The sequence below is a fragment of the Microbacterium imperiale genome, from assembly GCF_017876655.1.
In the GTDB taxonomy this organism is placed as follows: Bacteria; Actinomycetota; Actinomycetes; order Actinomycetales; family Microbacteriaceae; genus Microbacterium; species Microbacterium imperiale.
The window spans coordinates 57,332-76,463 of sequence record NZ_JAGIOK010000001.1 but is presented as its reverse complement, the minus strand read 5'-3'; the positions used below and the strand labels follow the sequence as shown (position 1 = coordinate 76,463).

The following is a 19,132-nucleotide window of genomic DNA, read 5'->3' as shown; positions in this document are numbered from 1 at the left end:
CCCGGTCAGCTCTCGATGGCGACCGCGCGGTCGAAGGCGACGTAACCGGAGAAGTCGGTGCCCACGCGCTCGATGGCGCTGGCGTGGGGCGTGGGGTACGACCACGCCTTGTCGGCGGAGCCGGCGACGTCGAAGTACTGCGCGTCACCCTTCCACGCGCAGGTGTACGCGGTGTCGCTCTCGGCGAGCACGCCCGGTGCGATGCTCCGCGGCGGGAAGTACCAGTTCCCCTCGATCCGGACGAGGTCTGCCTCGTCCGCTTCAGCGATGATCGTGTCACCCAGTCGTGCCCGCATGGCCCCGCCCTCCGTTGTGAATTCTCACGCTAGTGGGCGGTCGCGACACCCGGGGTCGTGTTGCGTCATGTCGCGAAATGGACTATCGCCGCCGATCCTGTACCGGGCTCCGCGCCTCAGTACCAGAGCCCGAGCCGAGGCGTGACGGGCGAGCGGAACATGCGCCCGAGGGCTTCCGGATCCGAGCAGGTGATCCGTCCTGCTCGCGCGAGCGCGACGGGCGACACCCCGCCGAGGTACAGGGCCGCGAGCTCGACGACCGACAACTCGAGGGCCATCGCGTCCGCGGTGTTGCTGGCGCCTGTCGTCACGGTCGCGGCGCCGGAATCGTCGACGCTGAGGAGGTACTCCCCCGCCGCGATCCCGAGCGGATCGCTCACTCGCAGCGAGACGGTGCCGGGCGCGCCGTAGCCGCGGGCGGCGAGTGCGGCCGGAACGTCGAGCACCCGGAGGTACTGATGGTCGAAGACCGAGACCGCGGCCGCGCGGCGGTCGCCGATCATCCACAGCACCGGCTCGTCGGTCGAGCACAGCTCGGCGTGCACGTGGGTCACGAGATCGAGCTCGAGCAGGAATCGCCACAGCGCCGCGTAGGCGTCGTCGGTTTCGGCGAGGAGGATCGTGACCTTCGCCGTCCCGCGGACGATGTCGCGCTCGTGCGGTGTCAGCGTGTAGGTGAGCACGCCGCGCACGACGCCCGCGGCGTCGCAGTACTGCACGCACCGGATGCTGCCGCCGTCCTTCGCGTCGGGATCGGTGCCGGTGTAGCGGTCGGCGTGTCCCGGCGGCAGAGCGACGTCGCCCGGGGTGCGCCCGCGCGTGCGCTCGTGCAGCTCGACGACGGTGTCACGCGCCGCCTCGCGGCTGACGAAGTCGACGCGTCCGCTCGGGGTGGGTCCGCTCCAGCGGACCCGGCGCGTGTCGATGTCGATGATCGCGGCGTCGGCGGCCGAGGCGAAGCCGTACCGGCCGTACAGGGTCGACTCGGTGACGGTGAGCATGGCCAGCGGCATCCCGGCAGCGGCGATGGTCCGCACCTCGCCCTCGAGCAGGGCGCGCGCGATGCCGCGTCGGCGATGCGTCTGCGCGACCGTCACGGCACTGATCGCCCCGGCCGGGACGGTACCGCCGGGCACGGTCAACTCCGAGGGCCAGGACGCGATGGTCCCGACGGCGACGCCCGGCATCGGCCCGCTCTCGTCGAAGACTCCCGTCAGGCGGCGCCCACCGTTGCGGGTGGCCGCAGCGGCCACCTGCTCGGCCGAGCGCTCCCCGTCCTGGAAACCGCGGGCCACCGCCTGGATCCAGCCCGGGAAGGCGTCGGAGGCGGCCGTCACGGTGCGGTAGTGCAGCCCGTGCGCCGCAAGCCGCGCGCGCGACTGCTCGTCCACCTCGATCTGCTGCCAAAAATCGTGCGTACCGGTCATCGGGTCACCACTTTCGCGCCCGTCACCGGGCCGTAGACGTGGCGGGCGCGACGGCCCGCGGCGGACAGGGTCTGCTGAAGTCGGCGCGCGCTCTCGTCTCCGGCGGCGAGGAAGGCGACGGTCGGGCCCGAGCCCGAGACGAGGCCGGCCACTGCTCCGGCCGCCGCCCCCTGATCGAGCAGGTCGGCGAGGTCGGGGCGCAGGGCGCACGCGGCATCCTGCAGATCATTGCGCAGGGCTCCGGCGAGCACGTCCGGCGAGCCGGAACGCAGGGCCTGCAGGATCACGGGGTCGACGGCGGGCGGCCGCGGCGCCGGCTCGATGTCGGGGCGGCCGCCCCCGCGCAGCCGGTCGAGCTCCGCATACACCGCCGGCGTCGACAGGCCGCCGCCATCGGTGACGATGACCCAGTCGAAACGGGCGCGCGCGAGCGCGGGGCTGAGGCGGTCGCCACGCCCGGTGCCCACCGCGCTGCCCCCGAGCAGCGAGAACGGCACGTCGGCACCGAGCCGCGCCGCGAGCTCGTGCAGCGCGGGCGAGGTCAGACCGGCGCCCCACAGCGCGTCGCAGGCGACGAGGGCGGCGGCGGCGTCGGCCGATCCCCCGCCCATCCCACCGGCGACCGGGACGGCCTTCCGGATGTCCAGATGCACCCCGCCGAGGTACCCGACCTCCCGCGCGACGAGCCGCGCAGCGCGCAAGGCGAGATTGCGATCATCGGTCGGAACGCCCGGCACGGCGGCGCCCGACTCGTCGACGACCCGCACCGAGAACGCGTCGGCGGGCGTGGCCGTCACCTGTTCGACGAGCGACACGGCCTGATACACCGATGCGACATCGTGGTAGCCGTCGGGCTGGACGTCGCCGACCTCGAGGAAGAGGTTGATCTTGCCCGGAGCCCGGACGCGCACGCTGCCGGGCACGGCGCTCAGACTCATGCGCCGTCCGGCCCGTCCCAGAGCCGCCCGATGCGCCCGGCGATCTCGTCGATGCGTCGCAGCTCGTCGTCGTCGAAGTCGGGCGCCTCGAGGGCGGCGAGGTTCTCGTCGAGCTGGGCGGTGCGCGAGGCGCCGATGAGCGCGGAGGCGACCACCGGGTCGCGCAGGGTCCAGCGGATCGCGAGCTGCGCCAGCGTCTGCCCGCGCTCCCGAGCGAGGTCTGCGAGGTCGCGCAGCCCCGCGAGGGCGGAATCGGCCAGGCGTCCGTCCTCGGGCAGCGAGAAGCGCTGCATCGAACGGTCGGAGGTGCCGTCGTCGAGGTAGCGGCCCGTCAGCAGTCCCTGCTGCAACGGCATGAACCCGATCGCGCCCATGCCGTCGGCGCGCAGCTGCTCGGTCAGGCCGTCCTCGATCCAGCGATTGAGAAGCGAGTACGAGGGCTGATGGATCACCAGCGGCGTGCCGAGCTCGCGGGCGACGGATGCCGCACGCGCCGAGTTCTCGGGCGAATACGACGAGATGCCGACGTAGAGCGCTTTGCCCTGGCGCACGAGCGCGTCGAGCGCACCGACCGTCTCTTCGATCGGTGTCGTGTCGTCCTCGCGGTGCGAATAGAAGATGTCGACGTAGTCGATGCTCATCCGGCGCAGCGACTGCTCGGCGCTCGCGATGAGGTACTTGCGCGAGCCCTGGTTGCCGTAGGGGCCGTCCCACATGTCGTAACCGGCCTTGGACGAGATGATCAGCTCGTCGCGGTACGGCGCGAAATCCTCGCGCATCATCCGACCGAAATTCGTCTCGGCCGACCCATAGGGGGGACCGTAGTTGTTGGCCAGGTCGAAGTGGGCGATGCCCCGATCGAACGCGTGGCGCAGGACCTCGCGCTGACGATCGAACGGGATGTTGTCGCCGAAGTTCCACCAGAGCCCCAGGGAGATCGGGGGCAGGTACAGCCCCGAGGAGCCGACCTGACGATAGGCCGTGCTCTCGTAGCGGTCGGCGGCGGCGGTGTAGGGACGGTGCAGGTCTCCGCCGCGCGAAGCGGGGAAGCGGGGCGAGGCGGTCACGCCCTGAGCCTATCGACCGCGGGGCCGAGCGCCAGCCGGGAAGAGAAGCGACCGGCGGCGCGTTGCCACGGATGACGAAAACGCGGCGCGTCGGCGCGGCGCGCCCCGCAGACCCGGGCGACGTGCGAAGAAACACCTTCGTAACGGAGAATGTCTAGTCTGCATACGAACGCCATCCCCCGAGGAGGAAACCCTGGCCCTTTCCGCTCTGCCCCGCCGCGAGAACCCCTGGATCGATCTGCCCGCACAGCGCGACGACGTCGTGCTCGATGAGGGGTTGCTCCGCCTCGTCCACGACGACACCACCCCGGACGCCGCCCGCACTGCCGACCTGCTGCTCATCGCTGACGCCCTGCGCGCCGCTGATGTGCGCGTCCTGCTCATCCGGCACGATCTGCACACCCCCGCGCTGGCGATCGACCTCGCCGACGCCGATCGGGCCGCGGCGGCCCTGCGCACGCTCGGACAGGAAGAGCCGCTGTACCTCAAGGCCAAGGGCGCCGCCCCGGTGTTCGCCGCCGACGCGACGATCCCGGCGGTGGCACCGCACGTCGTGCGCGCGTACCGTCCCCGGATCACCGCGAACGGCGGCCGGCGCTACGACCACGAGTACGGCGTGCGCCTGGAGTTCTGGCGATTCGGCGAGAGCACCGTCGAGGCCCCGCAGGCCAACGCGCTCATGCGGCGCGTCACCCCGGCCCAGGATGTGCGGATCGTCAGCGCCACGCGCTGGGAGCGGGAGTGGGAGACGGTCGTCGGGATGCTCGACCCGCACCCGCGCGAGGTCACGCACGACATCGACATGGTCTTCTCGTGGGTCGACGGCTCCGCGACCGAGTTCCAGCGGCAGCGCGCCGCCCAGCTGTCGGAGTACGTCGTGGGCGAGGGCGACGACGGCCCGGCCCGGTACCGGCACGTGGACGAGCTGCGCTATGCGCTGCGCAGCGTGCACATGTACGCGCCCTGGGTGCGTCGCATCTTCATCGCGACCGACTCGCCCGCGCCCGCGTGGCTCGCCGAGCACCCCAAGGTGACGATCGTCCGCAGCGAGGAGTTCTTCGCCGACCCCTCGACCCTGCCGACGCACAACTCGCACGCCGTCGAGGCTCAGCTGCACCGCATCGAGGGGCTCGCGGAGCACTTCCTGTACTCCAACGACGACATGTTCTTCGGCCGCCCGGTCCACCCCGAGCTGTTCTTCTCACCCGGCGGTGTCTCGTCGTTCGTCGAGTGCGACGTGCGCATCGGCGCGGGCGATCCCCGCCTCGAGCGCTCGGGTCACGACAACGGTCTGCGGGTGAACCGCGCCCTGCTGCAGGAGCGCTTCGGCCGCGTCATCGTCCGCGACCTCGAGCACTGCGCGGCCCCGCTGCGCCGCAGCGTGATGAGCGAACTCGAGGAAGCCTTCCCCGAGGACTTCCGCCGGACGGCGGCATCCCGTTTCCGGGCCGCGACCGACATCTCGGTGACCAACTCGCTGTACCACTACTACGCGATGTTCACCGGGCGGGCGATCCCCACCACCGTGCCGCGCACCCGCTACGTGCAGACCACGCTCGCCCGGTCGCTGGCCGGCATGGAGCGTCTGGCGAAGCGTCGCGACATCGACATGTTCTGCCTCAACGACGGCGGCGAGACCGAGGTCCCCGAGGAGATCCGGGTGAAGTCGCTGCGCGACGTGCTCGAGCGGATGTTCCCGATCCGCGCACCGTGGGAGATTCCGCAGGTCAGCGAAGGACGGATACGGGACGCGTCGGCGGTGCGCTCCGGCGTGAAGCGCTGACCGGAGCGATCCCCGCTTCGGCGAGCCGCCGTTGCGCCTCGTGCGCATCGGTGTGCTCGAGCGTCACGGGTGCCTCCACCGGCACCACGGAGTGCACGACCGTCTCGTCGTAGACGTGAACGAAGTTGAACGACTGCGCACCGTCCTGCGGCCGCGTGCCGCCGACGGGCACCGTGAGGTCCTGGGCGTAGCAGGTCGATGAGGCGACCGAGACCGGGATGCCGGCGAAGGCCGCGAACGTCGAGTAGTGCAGATGACCGGCGATGATGGCGCGCACGTCCGAGCCACGCAGCACCTCTGCGAGGGCGCGCTGGTCGCGCAGCTCGACGCTCGCGGCCAGCGGCAGGACGCTCGGGACGGGCGGGTGGTGCATCGCCAGGATCGTGCCGAGGGGCGCGGGGGTGGCCAGCACCTCGCGCAGCCACGCGAGCTGGGCGGGGCGGACCTCGCCGTGGTGGGCGCCGGGCACGCTGGTGTCGAGGGTGATCAGTCGCAGACCGTCGATCTCGTCGACGCGGTCGGCGGCGGCATCCGTCCCCTCCTCGCGCCAGAGGGTCTCGCGGAAGCCGGCGCGGTCGTCATGGTTGCCCATCACCCAGAACACCCGCGTGCCCAGACGCTCGGCGAACGGCTCGACGAGGTCGCGCAGCTCGGCATACGCGTCACGCTCGCCGAGGTCGACGAGGTCGCCGGTGAAGACGATGCCGTCGGGCCGCAGCGCAGCCGCTTCGATCGCGTCCATCGCGCGGCGCAGGTGTGCGGCCGCGTCGACGCGGTCGAACAGCTGGGAGCCGGCGGCTCGCAGGTGGGTATCGCTCAGGTGCAGCAGCACTCTCTCGGGTGCCGGGTACTCGGCGGTTCGCATCGTCTCTTCCGTGTCGGGTGATGCTCGCCACGACGCTCGCGGCTCCCCCGGAATGTTACCGGCGTGTTTCGGAGGAACCTGATGACGCGCTGATGAGCATTCAGTGAACGGATGCCGCGACGCGCACGAAGTCGTCGATCGTCAGCTGCTCGCCGCGCAGCGTCGGGTCGATGCCCGCCGCCTCGAGGGCGGCCGACGCGGCGGCCGCCGTGCCTCCGAGAACGGGCGCGACCGCCTGCCGCAGCATCTTGCGCCGCTGGCCGAACGCGGCGTCGACGATCTGGAACGTCCGGCGGCGCAGGTCGTCGTCACCGCGGGGCGCGGCGTCGCGCTCGAACGCCACGAGCAGGCTGTCGACGTTCGGCACCGGCCAGAACACCTGACGCGAGACCGTGCCGGCGAGGCGCCAGGAGCCGTACCAAGCCGCCTTCGCGCTGGGAGAACCGTAGATCTTCGAGCCCGGCGCAGCGGCCAGGCGCTCGGCGACCTCGGCCTGCACCATCACGACTCCGCGCTGGAGGTACGGAAAGGTCTCGAGGAAGTGCAGGAGCACCGGCACACTCACGTTGTACGGCAGGTTCGCCACGAGCACCGTCGGCTCGCCGGGCAGCTCCGTCACCCGCAGGGCATCGGCGTCCACGACGGTGAGGGCCCCCTCGGGCACGCCGTGGCGCTGCGCCGTGAGGGGCAGGTGCGCCGCCAGGCGGTGATCGATCTCCACAGCCGTCACGCTCGCGCCGGCCTCGAGGATCGCCAGGGTCAGCGAACCGAGGCCCGGTCCGATCTCGACGACGCGCTCTCCGGGCTGCACCCGTGCGGCATGCACGATCTTGCGCACGGTGTTGGCGTCGACGACGAAGTTCTGCCCGAGCTTCTTGGTCGGCGTGACGTCGAGTTCGGCCGCGAGAGCGCGGATCTCGGACGCACCGAGCAGGGTCACAGGCATGAGGACCAGCCTAGTTGCGGCGGAGACCCGCGCCGGATGCGCGGACCCGCTCAGGCCCCGGCAGCGGCGGCGGTCGCGGCGCGGGCGGCGCCGGGCAGGGCCGAGACGATCCGCTCGAGGGCGGCGTCGTCGTGCGCGGCGGTGAGGAACCACGCTTCGAAAGCCGAGGGCGGCAGCGACACCCCCGCGTCGAGCATCGCGTGGAAGAAGGCCGCATAGGCGGCGGCATCCTGCAGCGTCGCGGTCTCGTAGTCGGGCACGCCGTCGACGACGGCCGCGCCGAAGAAGACGCTGAAGAGCGTCCCCGCCCGCTGCACGACGTGCGGCATGCCCGCCTCGGTCAGGGCCGCGGATGCCGCGTGCGACACCGTCTCGGCGGCGGCGGTGATCCGCGCGTACACCGCGTCGTCGGCCAGCCGCAGCGTCGCGAGCCCGGCGGCGACGGCGACGGGATTGCCCGACAGGGTGCCGGCTTGGTAGACCGGCCCGAGCGGAGCGAGCAGGTCCATCACCTCGGCGCGGCCCGCGATCGCCGCGACGGGGAGCCCGCCGCCGACCACCTTGCCGAAGGTGAGGAGGTCGGGCGCGACGTCCTCACCGGCGTCGCGGAGCACGCCCCAGTAGCCGGAGGGGCCGGAGCGGAAGCCGGTCAGGACCTCGTCGCTGATCAGCAGCGCACCGTGCCGGCGGGTGAGGTCGCGCAAGAACGCGGTGAAGCCCGGAGCCGGCGGCACGACGCCCATGTTGGCGCCCGCGGCCTCGGTGATGACGGCGGCGATCCGCTCGCCGTGCTCGGCGAAGACGGCCTCGAGCGCGGCCCGGTCGTTGTAGCGCACGACGAGGGTCTGCGCCGCGATGGCCGCCGGCACCCCGGCCGACCCGGGAAGGGCGAGTGTGGCGAGCCCCGACCCGGCCTGCGCGAGCAGTCCGTCGGAATGACCGTGGTAATGCCCGGCGAACTTCACGAGCAGATCGCGCCCGGTCGCGCCGCGGGCGAGACGGATCGCGGTCATCGTCGCCTCGGTGCCCGTGGAGACGAGGCGGATCTTCTCGGCGATCGGCACGCGACGGCGGATCTCCTCGGCCAGCTCCGTCTCGGCCGGGGTCGACGCCCCGAACGAGAGCCCTCGGCCCGCAGCCTCGACGACCGCCGCGATCACCTCGGGGTGCGCGTGCCCCACGAGGGCCGGGCCCCAGCTGGCGACGAGGTCGACGTAGTCGCGGCCCTCGGCATCGGTGACGGTCGGGCCGGAGGCCGAGACGAAGAACCGGGGGGTGCCGCCGACCGAGCCGAAGGCCCGGACCGGGGAGTTCACTCCCCCGGGGATGACGCCGCGGGCGCGCTCGAACAGGTCGTCGTTGCGGCTCATGCGAGATCCTTTCCGGCGCGGATCCAGTCCGCCACTTCGCGGGCCCAATAGGTGAGGATGACATCCGCCCCCGCGCGACGAATGCCGAGCAGCGACTCGCCGATCGTGCGCTCGCGGTCGATGGCGCCCGCACGCGCGGCGAGCTCGATCATCGCGTACTCGCCCGACACCTGGTACGCCCACACGGGCACGGTCGAGGCGTCGGCGACGCGGGCGAGCACGTCGAGGTAGGGGCCCGCGGGCTTGACCATGACGTAGTCCGCGCCTTCGGCGATGTCCTGCATGGCCTCGGCGACGCCCTCGCGGCCGTTCGCGGGGTCGAGCTGATAGGTGCGGCGGTCGCCCTGCAGCGTCGACTCGACCGCGTCGCGAAACGGGCCGTAGAACGCAGAGGCGTACTTCGCCGAATAGGCCAGCAGCGCCACGTCGGCGTGGCCGGCCTCGTCGAGGGCGCGGCGGATGACGGCGACCTGGCCGTCCATCATGCCCGACAGGCCGAGGATCTCGGCACCGGCACGCGCCTGCGCGAGGGCCATGCGCGCGTACACCTCGAGCGTCGCGTCATTGTCGACCGAGCCGTCGGCGGCGAGCAGGCCGCAGTGACCGTGGTCGGTGAACTCGTCGAGGCACAGGTCCGCCTGCACCGTGATGCGTCCGCGGGCAGCCTCGGCCGCGACGCGGATCGCGCGATTGAGGATGCCGTCGTCCGCGACCGCTCCCGATCCCTCGGCGTCGCGCACGGCGGGCACGCCGAAGAGCATGATGCCGCCGACGCCGGCCTCGGCGGCATCCGTGACGACCGCGGCGATGTCCTCGAGCGGGTGCTGCAGGACGCCGGGCATGGAGGCGATGGGCTGCGCGGCGTCGATGCCCTCTTTGACGAACACCGGCAGCACCAGCTGGGCGGCTGCGAGGTGGTGCTCGGTCGACAGCCGGCGCATCGCCGGGGTGCGACGGGTGCGACGCAGGCGCCGCTCGGGGAAGCTGCTCATGAGGATTCCTCTGTTCCGGGTCGCGCGTCGAGCTCCGCCAGGAGGGCGTCGACGCTCTGCGAGTGTGCCGTGTGGTGGACCGTGTAGCCGAGCTTCTCGGCATCGCGTGTGGTGCCCGGCCCGATCGAGGCGATGAACACCTCGGGGCCGGGAATGCCGACCTGACGCCGCAGCTCGCGCCCCACGCTGAGCGAGGTGAGCAGCACCGTGTCGATGGCGCCGGTGCGCACCTCGTCCGCGATCACCGGGTCGAGGTCGACGCCGACCGTGCGATAGGCGATGCAGACGTCGACCTCGTAGCCCTGCAGCTCCAGTTCGTCGCTGATGACCGCCATGGCCAGATCCGATCGCAGCACGAGGCAGCGGCCGGTCGAGCGCGGCGACCGACCGGCGCACCACTGGGCGATCATGTTGGTCGCCGACGACGTCCCGACCGGAACGAACTCGACCTCGAAGCCGGCGTCCGCGACCGCCCGCGCGGTGGGCCGACCGACGGCGGCGATGCGCGTTCCGACCGGGATCGAGACCTGCTGGGCCACCAGCTGCTCGACCGTGGCCGCGCTCGTGATGAACACCCACGCGTAGTCGCCGGCGGCCAGCCGAGCGAAGGCGGCGTCGCGCGCTGCCGTGTCGCGCGGCGGACGCGACTGGATCAGCGGCGCGATGACGCCCGTCGCGCCGCGACGCTCGATCTCGTCGCGCACGCGCTCACCCCAGGCGCCGCCGCGCGGGATCAGGATGCGGCGGCCACGCAGTCCTCCGCTCACCGGCTCGTCCCCGGCAGATCGGCGATGTCCGCGGCACCGCCGTCCAGCAGCTCGGCGACGACATCGGCCGCGATGCTCTCGCGCTCAGCGGGAGAGGTGAGGTCCGCCTGCAGCGACCGCACCGCGCGTACCGTGCGCGCGCCGTCGGGTGCGTACACCTCGGCCACGAAGACGGATTCCGAGCCCAGTCCCGTGACGGTGATGCCGACCGGCGCCGCGCAGCCCGCTTCGAGCCGGCGCAGCACGGCCCGCTCGAGGAGGGCGCGCGAGGCCGATGCGGAGTCGTCGATCAGCCCGACGGCTCGACCGATCGGCCCGTCGAGATCCGCCGTGCGAACCTCCACCGCCAGAGCTCCCTGCCCGGCTGAGGTCGGCCAGGCGTCCAGGGAGAAGACCTCGCCGATGGCGCTGTCACGTCCGATGCGGCGCAGGCCGGCCTCGGCGAGCACGATGGCGTCGTACTCGCCGTCGCGCACCTTCCGCAGGCGCGTGTCGACGTTGCCTCGGATGTCGCGCACCTGCAGGTCGGGTCGCCGGCGCAGCACCTGGGCGACGCGCCGGGGCGAACCCGTGCCGACGACCGCTCCCTCGGGCAGCGCGTCGAGCGATGCGCCCGCCTCGGGGCCGCACAGCACGTCGCGCTGCGGCGCACGCGGCGGAACCGCCGCGATCTCCAGGCCCGGGTAGGGCGCGGTCGGCAAGTCCTTCATCGAGTGCACGACGAGGTCGCAGTCGCCGCGGACGAGCGCCTCGCGCAGCGCCGTCGCGAACACGCCGGTGCCGCCCATCTGCGCGAGCGACCCGGTGAGCACGTCGCCGTCGGTCGTGATCTCCACGAGCTCGACCGGGATGCCGGTGGCCGTGGTGATCGCGTCGGCGACGTGCTGCGACTGGGTCGTGGCGAGCAGGCTCGCGCGCGTGCCCAGCCGCAGGACGGGGGCGTCCGTCACGGCGCCACCCCCGCGAGCGCCGGCTGGACGCCGAGGCGCTTGTTCTCGCAGCACCCGGGACGGCAGACGTCGTACCACGGGCCGAGCGAGGTCACCGCGGGCCGCTCGTCGACGGGGGTCGCGTGCAGCCGCTCCTCGACGAGGTCGACCAGTCCGGCGACGTACGCCGGGTGCGTGCTCGGCGACGCCGTGCGGACGGCGAACAGACCGTGCTCTTCGGCGGTCTCCATCGCCTCGGTGTCGAGGTCCCAGAGCACCTCCATGTGGTCGCTGACGAAGCCGAGCGGCACGATCAGCACGGCCTTGCGACCCGAGGCGGGCAGCTCAGCGATCGCGTCGTTGATGTCGGGCTCGAGCCACGGCACGGAGGGCGGGCCCGACCGGCTCTGGAACACCAGCTGCCACGGCGCCGTGGTCCCGAGCTCCGCGACGATCGCCTCGGCGACCGCGGTGTGCTGGGCGACATACGCCCCGCCCGGTCCGAACCCGCGCTCGGGCGGGCCGGAGCGATCGGCGTCGGAGTTGGGGATGGAGTGCGTCGAGAAGAGGATCTCGACGTCCCGCTCGTCGATGCCCTGCGCGCGTACCTGCGCCAGTCCGTCGCGGATGCCCTCGATGAAGGGGGCCACGAAGCCGGGGTGGTCGAAGAACTGGCGCACCTTGTCGATCTCGACCTCTCCGGCAAGGCCCGTGGCCTCCATGGCGTCGGCGAGGTCCTCGCGGTACTGGCGGCACGACGAGTACGAGCTGTACGCGCTCGTGGCGACCGCGATGACGCGGCGGTGGCCGTCGGCGTGCAAGGCGCGCAGCGCGTCGTCGACGTACGGCATCCAGTTGCGGTTGCCCCAGTACACCGGCAGGTCGAGCCCGCGGGCGGCGATCTCGGCCTCGAGGGCGGCCTTGAGCTCGCGATTGTGCTGATTGATGGGCGAGACGCCGCCGAAGTGGCGGTAGTGGTGGGCGACCTCTTCGAGGCGCTCATCGGGGATGCCGCGCCCGGCGGTGACGTTGCGCAGGAAGGGAAGGACGTCGTCCTGGCCCTCGGGACCGCCGAAGCCCAGCAGCAGCAGGGCGTCGTACGAGGTGGGCTCGGTGACGTGCGGGGCCCCCGAGCACGCGGCGGGGCTTGCGGCCGGCACCGCGCAGCCGGGGGCGCACGGGGGTGCGCTCGTCGCACGCGGCGGCTTCGGTCGGAACTCGGTCGCACCCATCAGGACAGCACCTCCGTGAGTTCGGCCACCTCGACGCGGCGACCGGTGTAGAACGGGACCTCTTCGCGCACGTGGCGGCGCGCGTCGGTGGCGCGAAGGTCGCGCATGAGGTCGACGAGGCTGATCAGCTCGTCGCTCTCGAGCGGCAGCAGCCACTCGTAGTCGCTGAGAGCGAAGGTCGAGACGGTGTTCGCGATCACGTCGGCGAACTTCGCCCCGCGGCGGCCGTGCTGAGCGAGCATCGCCGAGCGCTCCTCCTCGGGCAGCAGGTACCACTCGTAGCTGCGGACGAACGGGTACAGGCACAGCCACTCGCGGGCGTGTTCTCCCCGCAGGTATCCCGGCACGTGACGCTTGTTGAACTCCGCCTCGCGATGGACTCCCATCGCGCTCCATTCGAGGTCGAACGCCGCGAGCGCCGATGTGCGTCGCAGGGCGCGCAGGGCGCGCTGCAGTGCAGCGGGGTCGTCGTCGGATCCGGGGGCGGTGTGCAGCCAGATCATCAGGTCCGCCGCGCCGCGCATGCCGGTCACGTCGTACACACCGCGCACCGTGACGCCGGCGCCGGGCAGCTCGGCGACCAGGCGCTCGAGCTCGGCGATGTCGGCGTCGGTCGGCGCCTGCGGCCGCGGGCGAGGACCGGCGAGGATCGCGAAGAGGGTGTAGCCGAGCGGAATGTTCTCCGTCATCAGGGCTCCTTTCGGTCGGAGGTAACGGTGAGGAGGTCGTGCGCGAGCGCACGAGCGTGCGGGATCACCGACGCGAGTCCGGTGCCGGCCGCGACGGCTCCCGTGACGCGGATGCCGCGCGCGGCGGCCTCGGCCACCGTGTCGGTCCACGCCGCCGACTCCGCGGGCACGACGGCATCGTCCCAGCGGGTGGTGATGATCTCGCCGATGTCGTCCCGGTCGACGCGAGCACCGGTGAGATGCGAGATCTCGCGCGCGATCGCCGTGGCGGAGTCGAGCCCGGCGGTGTCGTCGGCGCGCGCCGACAACCGCACGAGGTGCGTTCCGACCGGCAGCGCCGCTCGGGCCCATGCCCACTTGGCGTCGATGTGGGTCAGGGCCTTCGCGGCCGTCGGGGCCTCGGGCGCGACGATGACCCCGGAGCCCACGGGCTCGGCGCCGAGGTCGGCGGCGGTGACGGCGGCGGTGAGCAGGCGGACGGCGGGCTGGATGGGCGCCGACGCGGCGGCGTCGAGGTCGGCGGCATCCATCGTGCCGGTCACGCGGCCGAGCAGCGAGGCGGCGCCGCGCGGTCCGGTTGCGACGACCACGTTGCCCGCGCGGAGGGTCTCACCCGACGAGGCGATGACGCGTACACCGCCGGCGTTCGGGTCGAGCGTCCGCACGGCGACCCCCGTCCGGATGTCGGCGCCGCGCTCGAGCGCCAGCGTCGCGACGGCGTCGGCGAGACGCCACATGCCGCCGGCGATGCCGCCGACGGCGGTGCCGCCCGGGGCATCCGGAGCGACCTCCGCGGCCGCGGCGAGCAGTGACCCCGTGCGCTCGAACGCCGCCCACATCTTGGGATGCAGGCGCGGCAGCGGCACGGCCGCGGCCGGCTGGGAGTAGATGCTGCGGCACAGCGGGTCGACGAGGTCGGCGAGGATGCCGGCGCCCAGCCGCTCCTCGACGACGTCGGCCAGCGACGCTGTCGGGTCGATCGGCGCGGCGAGCACCTCGGCCGCAGCACGCTGCGCGGCGCGCTCGCCGATGATCGCGACGACGTCGGCGGCGAGCGGATCCGCGGGGATGCCGATGACCGTGCGACGCGGCAGCGGCAGCCGGGACCACAAACCGGCCGCACCGACGCCGCGACGCGACACGAGGTGCGCCGGACCGGATCGGGGCGAGACGACCTCGAGCGGCAGCCCGAAGTCGGCGATGAGCCGCGGCACCGCGTCGGTGCGCTTGGCGAACGACTCGGCGCCGAGATCGACCTCGACACCGGCGATGCGTCCGCGGCGCAGCATCCCTCCGGTCCGGTCGTCCGACTCGAGCAGGATCACGCGCGCTCCGGCGGTCACCGCCTCGAGCGCGACCACGAGTCCGGCGATGCCGCCGCCGATGACGACGAGATCGGCGTCGGAGGTCATGCCGACCGCCAGCCGTGGACGGTGCGGACGACCGAGCTGATGGCGTCGGGGTCGGCCTGCATCGGTACGCCGTGGCCGAGGTTGAACACGTGAGCGCGCGCCGAGCGGCCGGCCTCGAGGATCCGCTCGATCGCGGCATCCCGTACGCCGGCGGGGGCGAACAGGAGCGCGGGATCGAGGTTTCCCTGCAGCGTCAGGTGCGACCCGACGCGGCGTGCGGCCTCGTCGAGCGGCACGCGGTAGTCGACGCCCAGCGCGTCGATGCCGATCGAAGCCATGTCGCGCAGGATCTCGCCCGTGCCGACGCCGAAGTGGACGAGCGGGATGTGGTCGATCCCCGCGCCCTCGGGCACCGGCAGGGCGCGGACCGCGTCGAGGGATGCCGCCGACGCGGGCAGCGCCGCCGCGCGGTAGTCCTCGGGCGGCAGACCGCCGGCCCACGAGTCGAACAGCTGCGCGGCGCTGGCGCCGGATGCGACCTGCAGCGCGAGGAACTCCCCCGTCACCCGCGCCAGCCACTCGGTGAGGGCGTTCCAGGCCGCCGGGTCCTCGTGGATGAGGCGGCGCGCAGCGAGGTGATCCTTCGAGGGGCCGCCCTCGACGAGGTAGGCGGCGAGGGTGAACGGCGCCCCGGCGAAGCCGATGAGCGGCAGCGGCTCGCCCCGCGACTCCGACTCCTCGGCGAGCATGTCCGTCGTGAGCTCGACGGCACGGGCGATGGCCTCGCCACGCTCGCGGACGAGCGCGGGATCGATCTCGACCGCACGGGCGATGTCGGCCGCGGTACTCAGGGGCCGGGCGAAGACCGGGCCGCGACCGGCGGCGATCTCGACCTCGATCCCGAGGATCGCCAGCGGCACGATGATGTCGCTGAAGAAGATGGCGGCATCGACGCCGTGGCGCCGGACCGGCTGCAGCGTGATCTCGCTCGCGAGCTCGGGGGTCAGGCAGGCGTCGAGCATGCTGCCCTGCGACCGCAGCGCGCGGTACTCCGGGAGCGATCGGCCGGCCTGGCGCATGAACCAGACGGGGGTCTTCTCGACGCGTTCGCCGAGCAGGGTGCGCACGAGCCGGCTCGAGCCGGTCGCGTGGGCGACGAGTGGGTGGGCGGATGCCGGAATGATGATCTCCTCGAATGAGTTAATCGATATACTAGTCACGATCTCAGGGGGTTCTTCCGCACGTGCTCGTCGCTCTCACCGCGCATCAGCGCTCCACACCGCTCGCTTCTCTCGAGCGACTCTCCGTCATCGGAGACGAAGTCGGCACCCGGTTGACAGAGGCCCACGAGGCCATCCAGGGCGCCGTCGTCCTGGCCACCTGCAATCGGTTCGAGGCGTACTTCGACCTGCGCGACGATGCCGACTTCCCCTCGACCATCCCGGCGATGGATGCCGCGATGGAGGAGATCGCGAAGCTGAGCGATCTGCCGTACCGGACCGTGCGCGAGACGGTCGACTTCGCGCACGGCAACAAGGTGGCGCACCACCTCTTCTCGGTCGCGTCCGGCCTCGATTCGGTCGCCGTCGGCGAGGACGAGATCGCGGGGCAGGTCCGGCGCGCTCTCGACGACGCCCGCCGCGGCGGGCTCACGACCGCGCCGCTCGAACACCTCTTCCAGCGCGCGACCGAGACCTCGCGTGCCGTGAAGAACAGCACGCGCATCGGCGAGTCGGGCCGGTCGCTCGTCCGCCTCGCCCTCGAGCTGGCGTCGTCGCGCGTGGCCGACTGGTCGGCGGCGCGGGTGCTGCTCGTGGGCACGGGCCGATACGCCGCGGCATCCCTCGCTGCCCTGCGCGACAAGGGCGCCGTCGACGTCCGCGTGCACTCGCGCTCGGGACGCAGCCGCTTCGCGCAGCGCGAGCACCTCGTCGCCGTCGATGCCGAGCACTACGCCGCTGAGGCCGCCGCCGCGGACGTCATCGTGACCTGCACCACGACGACCGACACCTACGCCCTGACCGCCGCCGAGCACGCCGCCCGCCGCGCCGGTGCCGACCGCACCCAGCTGATCATCGACCTGGGGCTCCCCCGCAACGTCGACCCCGCTCTGCGCGACGTCCCCGACATCGAGCTGCTCGACCTCGAGACCATCCGGGTGCACGCCCCCATCGACGAGTTCGCGACCCTCGGCGAGGCCCGTGAGATCGTCGCGGGGGCCGCAGCCCGCCACGCCGCAGCCCGCCGCGTCCACGAGGTGGCGCCGTCGGTCGTGGCGATGCGCGGATACATCACGGGCATCCTCGATGACGAGATCGAGCGCGCCCGGTTGCGCGGCGAGGCTCCGCAGGTCGAGGCCGCGCTGCGGCACTTCTCCGGTGTGCTGCTGCACCGCCTCATCGCCCAGGGCCACACCCTCGCCTCGTCCGGTTCCGGCTCGGCCTGGGCCGACGCGGTGCGCACGGTCTTTCCCGGCGCCGACGACTCCGGCCGCACCTCGCCCGACGAGGCCGCACCCGGCGACCTGGGCGCGGGAGCCGAGCGGTCATGACCCGGCAGGTGACCCTGAAGGACATCGCGCTGCGCGCGGGTGTCTCCACGGCCGCCATCAGCCAGGCTCTCAACGACCGCGGGAGCCTCCGTCCCGAGACGCGGGAGCGCATCAAGGCGATCGCGGCCGAGCTCGGATACCAGCCCAACAAGTACGCCGCCGCCCTCCGCAGCGGCCGCACGATGTCGGTGGGCTTCGTGCTGCCCGAGAGCGTCGAGCTCGACCTGTCGCGGCGCAGCGCGCTGCACCGCAGCCGCCACATCGGCGCGCTCGTCAGCGCTGCGGCCGAGCAGGGCTTCACCGTCACGATGCTGCCGGCCTCGCGCCCGGACCTGCTGCGCGGCGCGCAGATCGACGTCGTCTACTTCGCCGAGGTCGCCGCCGATGACCTGCTGCTGCGCGAGGCTGTCGCCCGCGGCATCCCGGTCGCGACGAACGACCTGTACGTCGACACCGAGCGGTCCATCACCGTCCGCACGGGCTACGACGAGGCCGTGCGTGCCGCGCTCGGGCTGCTCGAGGCCGGCGGTGCCGAGCGCATCGGGTTCCTCGTCGACGACGCCGGCGCTCCCCGCGACCGCATCGGTGAGAGCGCATACCGCGCGTGGAGCACCGTGCGAGGCCGGACACCGCTCGTCGCGCACGTCGACGCCGAGCACGGGGCGCTCCCCCGCCGCGTCGGTGAACTGCGCGACGCGGGTGCCGACGCGATCTTCTCGTTCGCCGAGGAGGGACCGGCCATCTACCTGCAGCTCGAGGAGATGGACTTCGTGATCCCCCGCGACATGCAGTTCGTCGCGCTGTGCACGACCGACTGCGCCGTCAACACCCGTCTGGGAGTGACGCACGTGTGCGTGCACCCCGAGCTCGCCCCCGCGGCGATGTTCCAGGCGCTCAGCACCGTCCGCGACGGGGTCGAGCCGGACATCGTCGACCTGCCGTGGGAGATCGTCCGCGGTTCTTCGACGCGCTGAGGGCCGGCGCGGATCAGAACTCGCCGTAGACGGCGCGCGTGTTCGCCGCGACCTGCGCGGCCAGCTCGTCGACCTCGACGCCGAGCTCGGCTGCCATGAAGCGCAGCGTGACGGGGATGAGATACGGCGCATTGGGACGTCCGCGGTGCGGCGTCGGCGTCAGGAACGGCGCGTCGGTCTCGACGAGGATGCGCTCGCGCGGGGTCACCGCGAGCGCATCGCGGAGGTTCTGCGCGTTCTTGAACGTCACGTTGCCGGCGAAGCTGAGCCAGTACCCGCGCTCGGCGGCGATACGCGCCATGTCGGCGTCGCCCGAGAAGCAGTGGAAGACCGTCCGCTCGGGAGCACCGACCCGCAGCAGGGTCTCGAGCACCGCGTCGTGGGCGTCGCGATCGTGGATCTGCATCGCCACGTCGTGCTTCTTCGCCAGCGCGATGTGCGCCTCGAAGCTCTCGAACTGCGCCGGCAGGCCGTCGTCGCCGGTGCGGAAGAAGTCGAGTCCGGTCTCGCCGACGGCGCGCACACGCGGCTGAGCGGCGAGCTCGTCGATGACGTCGATGGCCTCCTGCAGCCGCCCCGCCGCGGCGTAGACCGGCGCTTCGTTGGGGTGGATCGCGACAGCGGCGAGCACGCGCGGGTGCGTGGCCGCAGCCCAGGCCGACCACCGCGACGACTCGATGTCACCCCCGGCCTGCACGACCCCGATGACGCCCACGGATGCCGCCAGCTCGAGCTGCTCGGCCAGGGTTCGCGGTTCGTCGCCGTCCTCGATCTCGAGGTGGGTGTGGTTGTCGTAGACCGGCACGGCCAGCGGCTCGGGCGCCGCCGGCCACCGCACATCCCGGGCCGCCTGCTCCCGCTGCCGCACGTACTGCGAGACGTCTCCGGCCGACTCGTCGCGAAGCGAGGGCGTCGCGCCGGCCGGATCCGCGTTCGTCGGCGAGTCGACCATCG

18 protein-coding genes are annotated in these 19,132 nt (G+C 72.6%); 3 read left to right on the top strand and 15 right to left on the bottom strand.

Annotated features, from left to right (window positions below; genetic code table 11):
* Positions 1 to 5 precede the first annotated feature (5 nt).
* The 4 genes from JOF37_RS00280 to JOF37_RS00265 all read right to left on the bottom strand — a co-directional run bounded on the left by JOF37_RS00280 (position 6) and on the right by JOF37_RS00265 (position 3,728).
* The gene (locus tag JOF37_RS00280; RefSeq protein ID WP_210004006.1) at positions 6 to 296 is read right to left on the bottom strand and encodes a DUF427 domain-containing protein; all 291 of its coding nucleotides are present in this window, start codon (positions 294 to 296) and stop codon (positions 6 to 8) included.
* Between the two features lie 116 nt (positions 297 to 412).
* Positions 413 to 1,723, bottom strand: a complete 1,311-nt coding sequence (locus JOF37_RS00275; RefSeq protein WP_210004004.1) for a GNAT family N-acetyltransferase — start codon at positions 1,721 to 1,723, stop codon at positions 413 to 415.
* The gene (locus JOF37_RS00270; RefSeq protein ID WP_210004003.1) at positions 1,720 to 2,661 is read right to left on the bottom strand and encodes a 4-(cytidine 5'-diphospho)-2-C-methyl-D-erythritol kinase; all 942 of its coding nucleotides are present in this window, start codon (positions 2,659 to 2,661) and stop codon (positions 1,720 to 1,722) included. Before JOF37_RS00270 ends, JOF37_RS00275 begins: the two co-directional genes overlap by 4 nt.
* Positions 2,658 to 3,728 carry an aldo/keto reductase gene (locus tag JOF37_RS00265; protein WP_271174889.1) on the bottom strand — a complete coding sequence of 357 codons (1,071 nt, stop codon included), beginning with the start codon at positions 3,726 to 3,728 and terminating at the stop codon, positions 2,658 to 2,660. The genes JOF37_RS00270 and JOF37_RS00265 overlap by 4 nt, the downstream gene beginning before the upstream one ends.
* 193 nt (positions 3,729 to 3,921) lie before the next feature.
* Between JOF37_RS00265 and JOF37_RS00260 the strand changes: the two genes are divergently transcribed.
* Complete coding sequence (locus JOF37_RS00260; protein WP_210007607.1) at positions 3,922 to 5,511, top strand: stealth family protein; 1,590 nt, start codon at positions 3,922 to 3,924, stop codon at positions 5,509 to 5,511.
* Here JOF37_RS00260 and JOF37_RS00255 read toward each other — a convergent pair.
* From JOF37_RS00255 to hemE, 10 genes are all read right to left on the bottom strand, one after another.
* On the bottom strand, positions 5,456 to 6,376 hold the full coding sequence (locus JOF37_RS00255) for a phosphodiesterase (RefSeq protein ID WP_210004001.1): 921 nt from the start codon (positions 6,374 to 6,376) through the stop codon (positions 5,456 to 5,458). The two genes, JOF37_RS00260 and JOF37_RS00255, sit on opposite strands and share 56 nt — an antisense overlap.
* Before the next feature lie 100 nt (positions 6,377 to 6,476).
* Positions 6,477 to 7,322 carry a 16S rRNA (adenine(1518)-N(6)/adenine(1519)-N(6))-dimethyltransferase RsmA gene (rsmA, locus tag JOF37_RS00250; RefSeq protein ID WP_210003999.1) on the bottom strand — a complete coding sequence of 282 codons (846 nt, stop codon included), beginning with the start codon at positions 7,320 to 7,322 and terminating at the stop codon, positions 6,477 to 6,479.
* A 50-nt stretch (positions 7,323 to 7,372) separates the two neighbouring features.
* Positions 7,373 to 8,692, bottom strand: coding sequence for a glutamate-1-semialdehyde 2,1-aminomutase (hemL, locus tag JOF37_RS00245; protein ID WP_210003997.1), 1,320 nt, complete (start codon positions 8,690 to 8,692; stop codon positions 7,373 to 7,375).
* On the bottom strand, positions 8,689 to 9,684 hold the full coding sequence (gene hemB / locus JOF37_RS00240; RefSeq protein WP_210003996.1) for a porphobilinogen synthase: 996 nt from the start codon (positions 9,682 to 9,684) through the stop codon (positions 8,689 to 8,691). Before hemB ends, hemL begins: the two co-directional genes overlap by 4 nt.
* A complete protein-coding gene (locus tag JOF37_RS00235; protein WP_210003994.1) occupies positions 9,681 to 10,451 on the bottom strand; it encodes a uroporphyrinogen-III synthase in 771 nt (256 codons plus the stop codon). Before JOF37_RS00235 ends, hemB begins: the two co-directional genes overlap by 4 nt.
* Positions 10,448 to 11,401, bottom strand: a complete 954-nt coding sequence (gene hemC / locus JOF37_RS00230) for a hydroxymethylbilane synthase (protein WP_210003992.1) — start codon at positions 11,399 to 11,401, stop codon at positions 10,448 to 10,450. Before hemC ends, JOF37_RS00235 begins: the two co-directional genes overlap by 4 nt.
* Positions 11,398 to 12,612 carry a ferrochelatase gene (locus tag JOF37_RS00225; RefSeq protein WP_210007606.1) on the bottom strand — a complete coding sequence of 405 codons (1,215 nt, stop codon included), beginning with the start codon at positions 12,610 to 12,612 and terminating at the stop codon, positions 11,398 to 11,400. Before JOF37_RS00225 ends, hemC begins: the two co-directional genes overlap by 4 nt.
* The gene (gene hemQ / locus JOF37_RS00220; protein ID WP_210007605.1) at positions 12,612 to 13,301 is read right to left on the bottom strand and encodes a hydrogen peroxide-dependent heme synthase; all 690 of its coding nucleotides are present in this window, start codon (positions 13,299 to 13,301) and stop codon (positions 12,612 to 12,614) included. Before hemQ ends, JOF37_RS00225 begins: the two co-directional genes overlap by 1 nt.
* A complete protein-coding gene (locus tag JOF37_RS00215) occupies positions 13,301 to 14,713 on the bottom strand; it encodes a protoporphyrinogen/coproporphyrinogen oxidase (protein WP_245338071.1) in 1,413 nt (470 codons plus the stop codon). The genes hemQ and JOF37_RS00215 overlap by 1 nt, the downstream gene beginning before the upstream one ends.
* On the bottom strand, positions 14,710 to 15,780 hold the full coding sequence (gene hemE / locus JOF37_RS00210) for a uroporphyrinogen decarboxylase (protein WP_271174900.1): 1,071 nt from the start codon (positions 15,778 to 15,780) through the stop codon (positions 14,710 to 14,712). The genes JOF37_RS00215 and hemE overlap by 4 nt, the downstream gene beginning before the upstream one ends.
* Positions 15,781 to 15,896: 116 nt before the next feature.
* On the opposite strand from hemE, the gene JOF37_RS00205 reads away from it, so the two are divergent.
* Entirely contained in the window at positions 15,897 to 17,204 is a 1,308-nt protein-coding gene (locus tag JOF37_RS00205) for a glutamyl-tRNA reductase (RefSeq protein WP_210003991.1), read from the top strand.
* Complete coding sequence (locus JOF37_RS00200) at positions 17,201 to 18,178, top strand: LacI family DNA-binding transcriptional regulator (RefSeq protein ID WP_210003989.1); 978 nt, start codon at positions 17,201 to 17,203, stop codon at positions 18,176 to 18,178. Before JOF37_RS00205 ends, JOF37_RS00200 begins: the two co-directional genes overlap by 4 nt.
* Positions 18,179 to 18,191: 13 nt before the next feature.
* Here the strand turns inward: JOF37_RS00200 and JOF37_RS00195 are convergent, their stop codons facing one another.
* Positions 18,192 to 19,130 carry a TatD family hydrolase gene (locus tag JOF37_RS00195; RefSeq protein ID WP_210003987.1) on the bottom strand — a complete coding sequence of 313 codons (939 nt, stop codon included), beginning with the start codon at positions 19,128 to 19,130 and terminating at the stop codon, positions 18,192 to 18,194.
* Positions 19,131 to 19,132 lie beyond the last annotated feature (2 nt).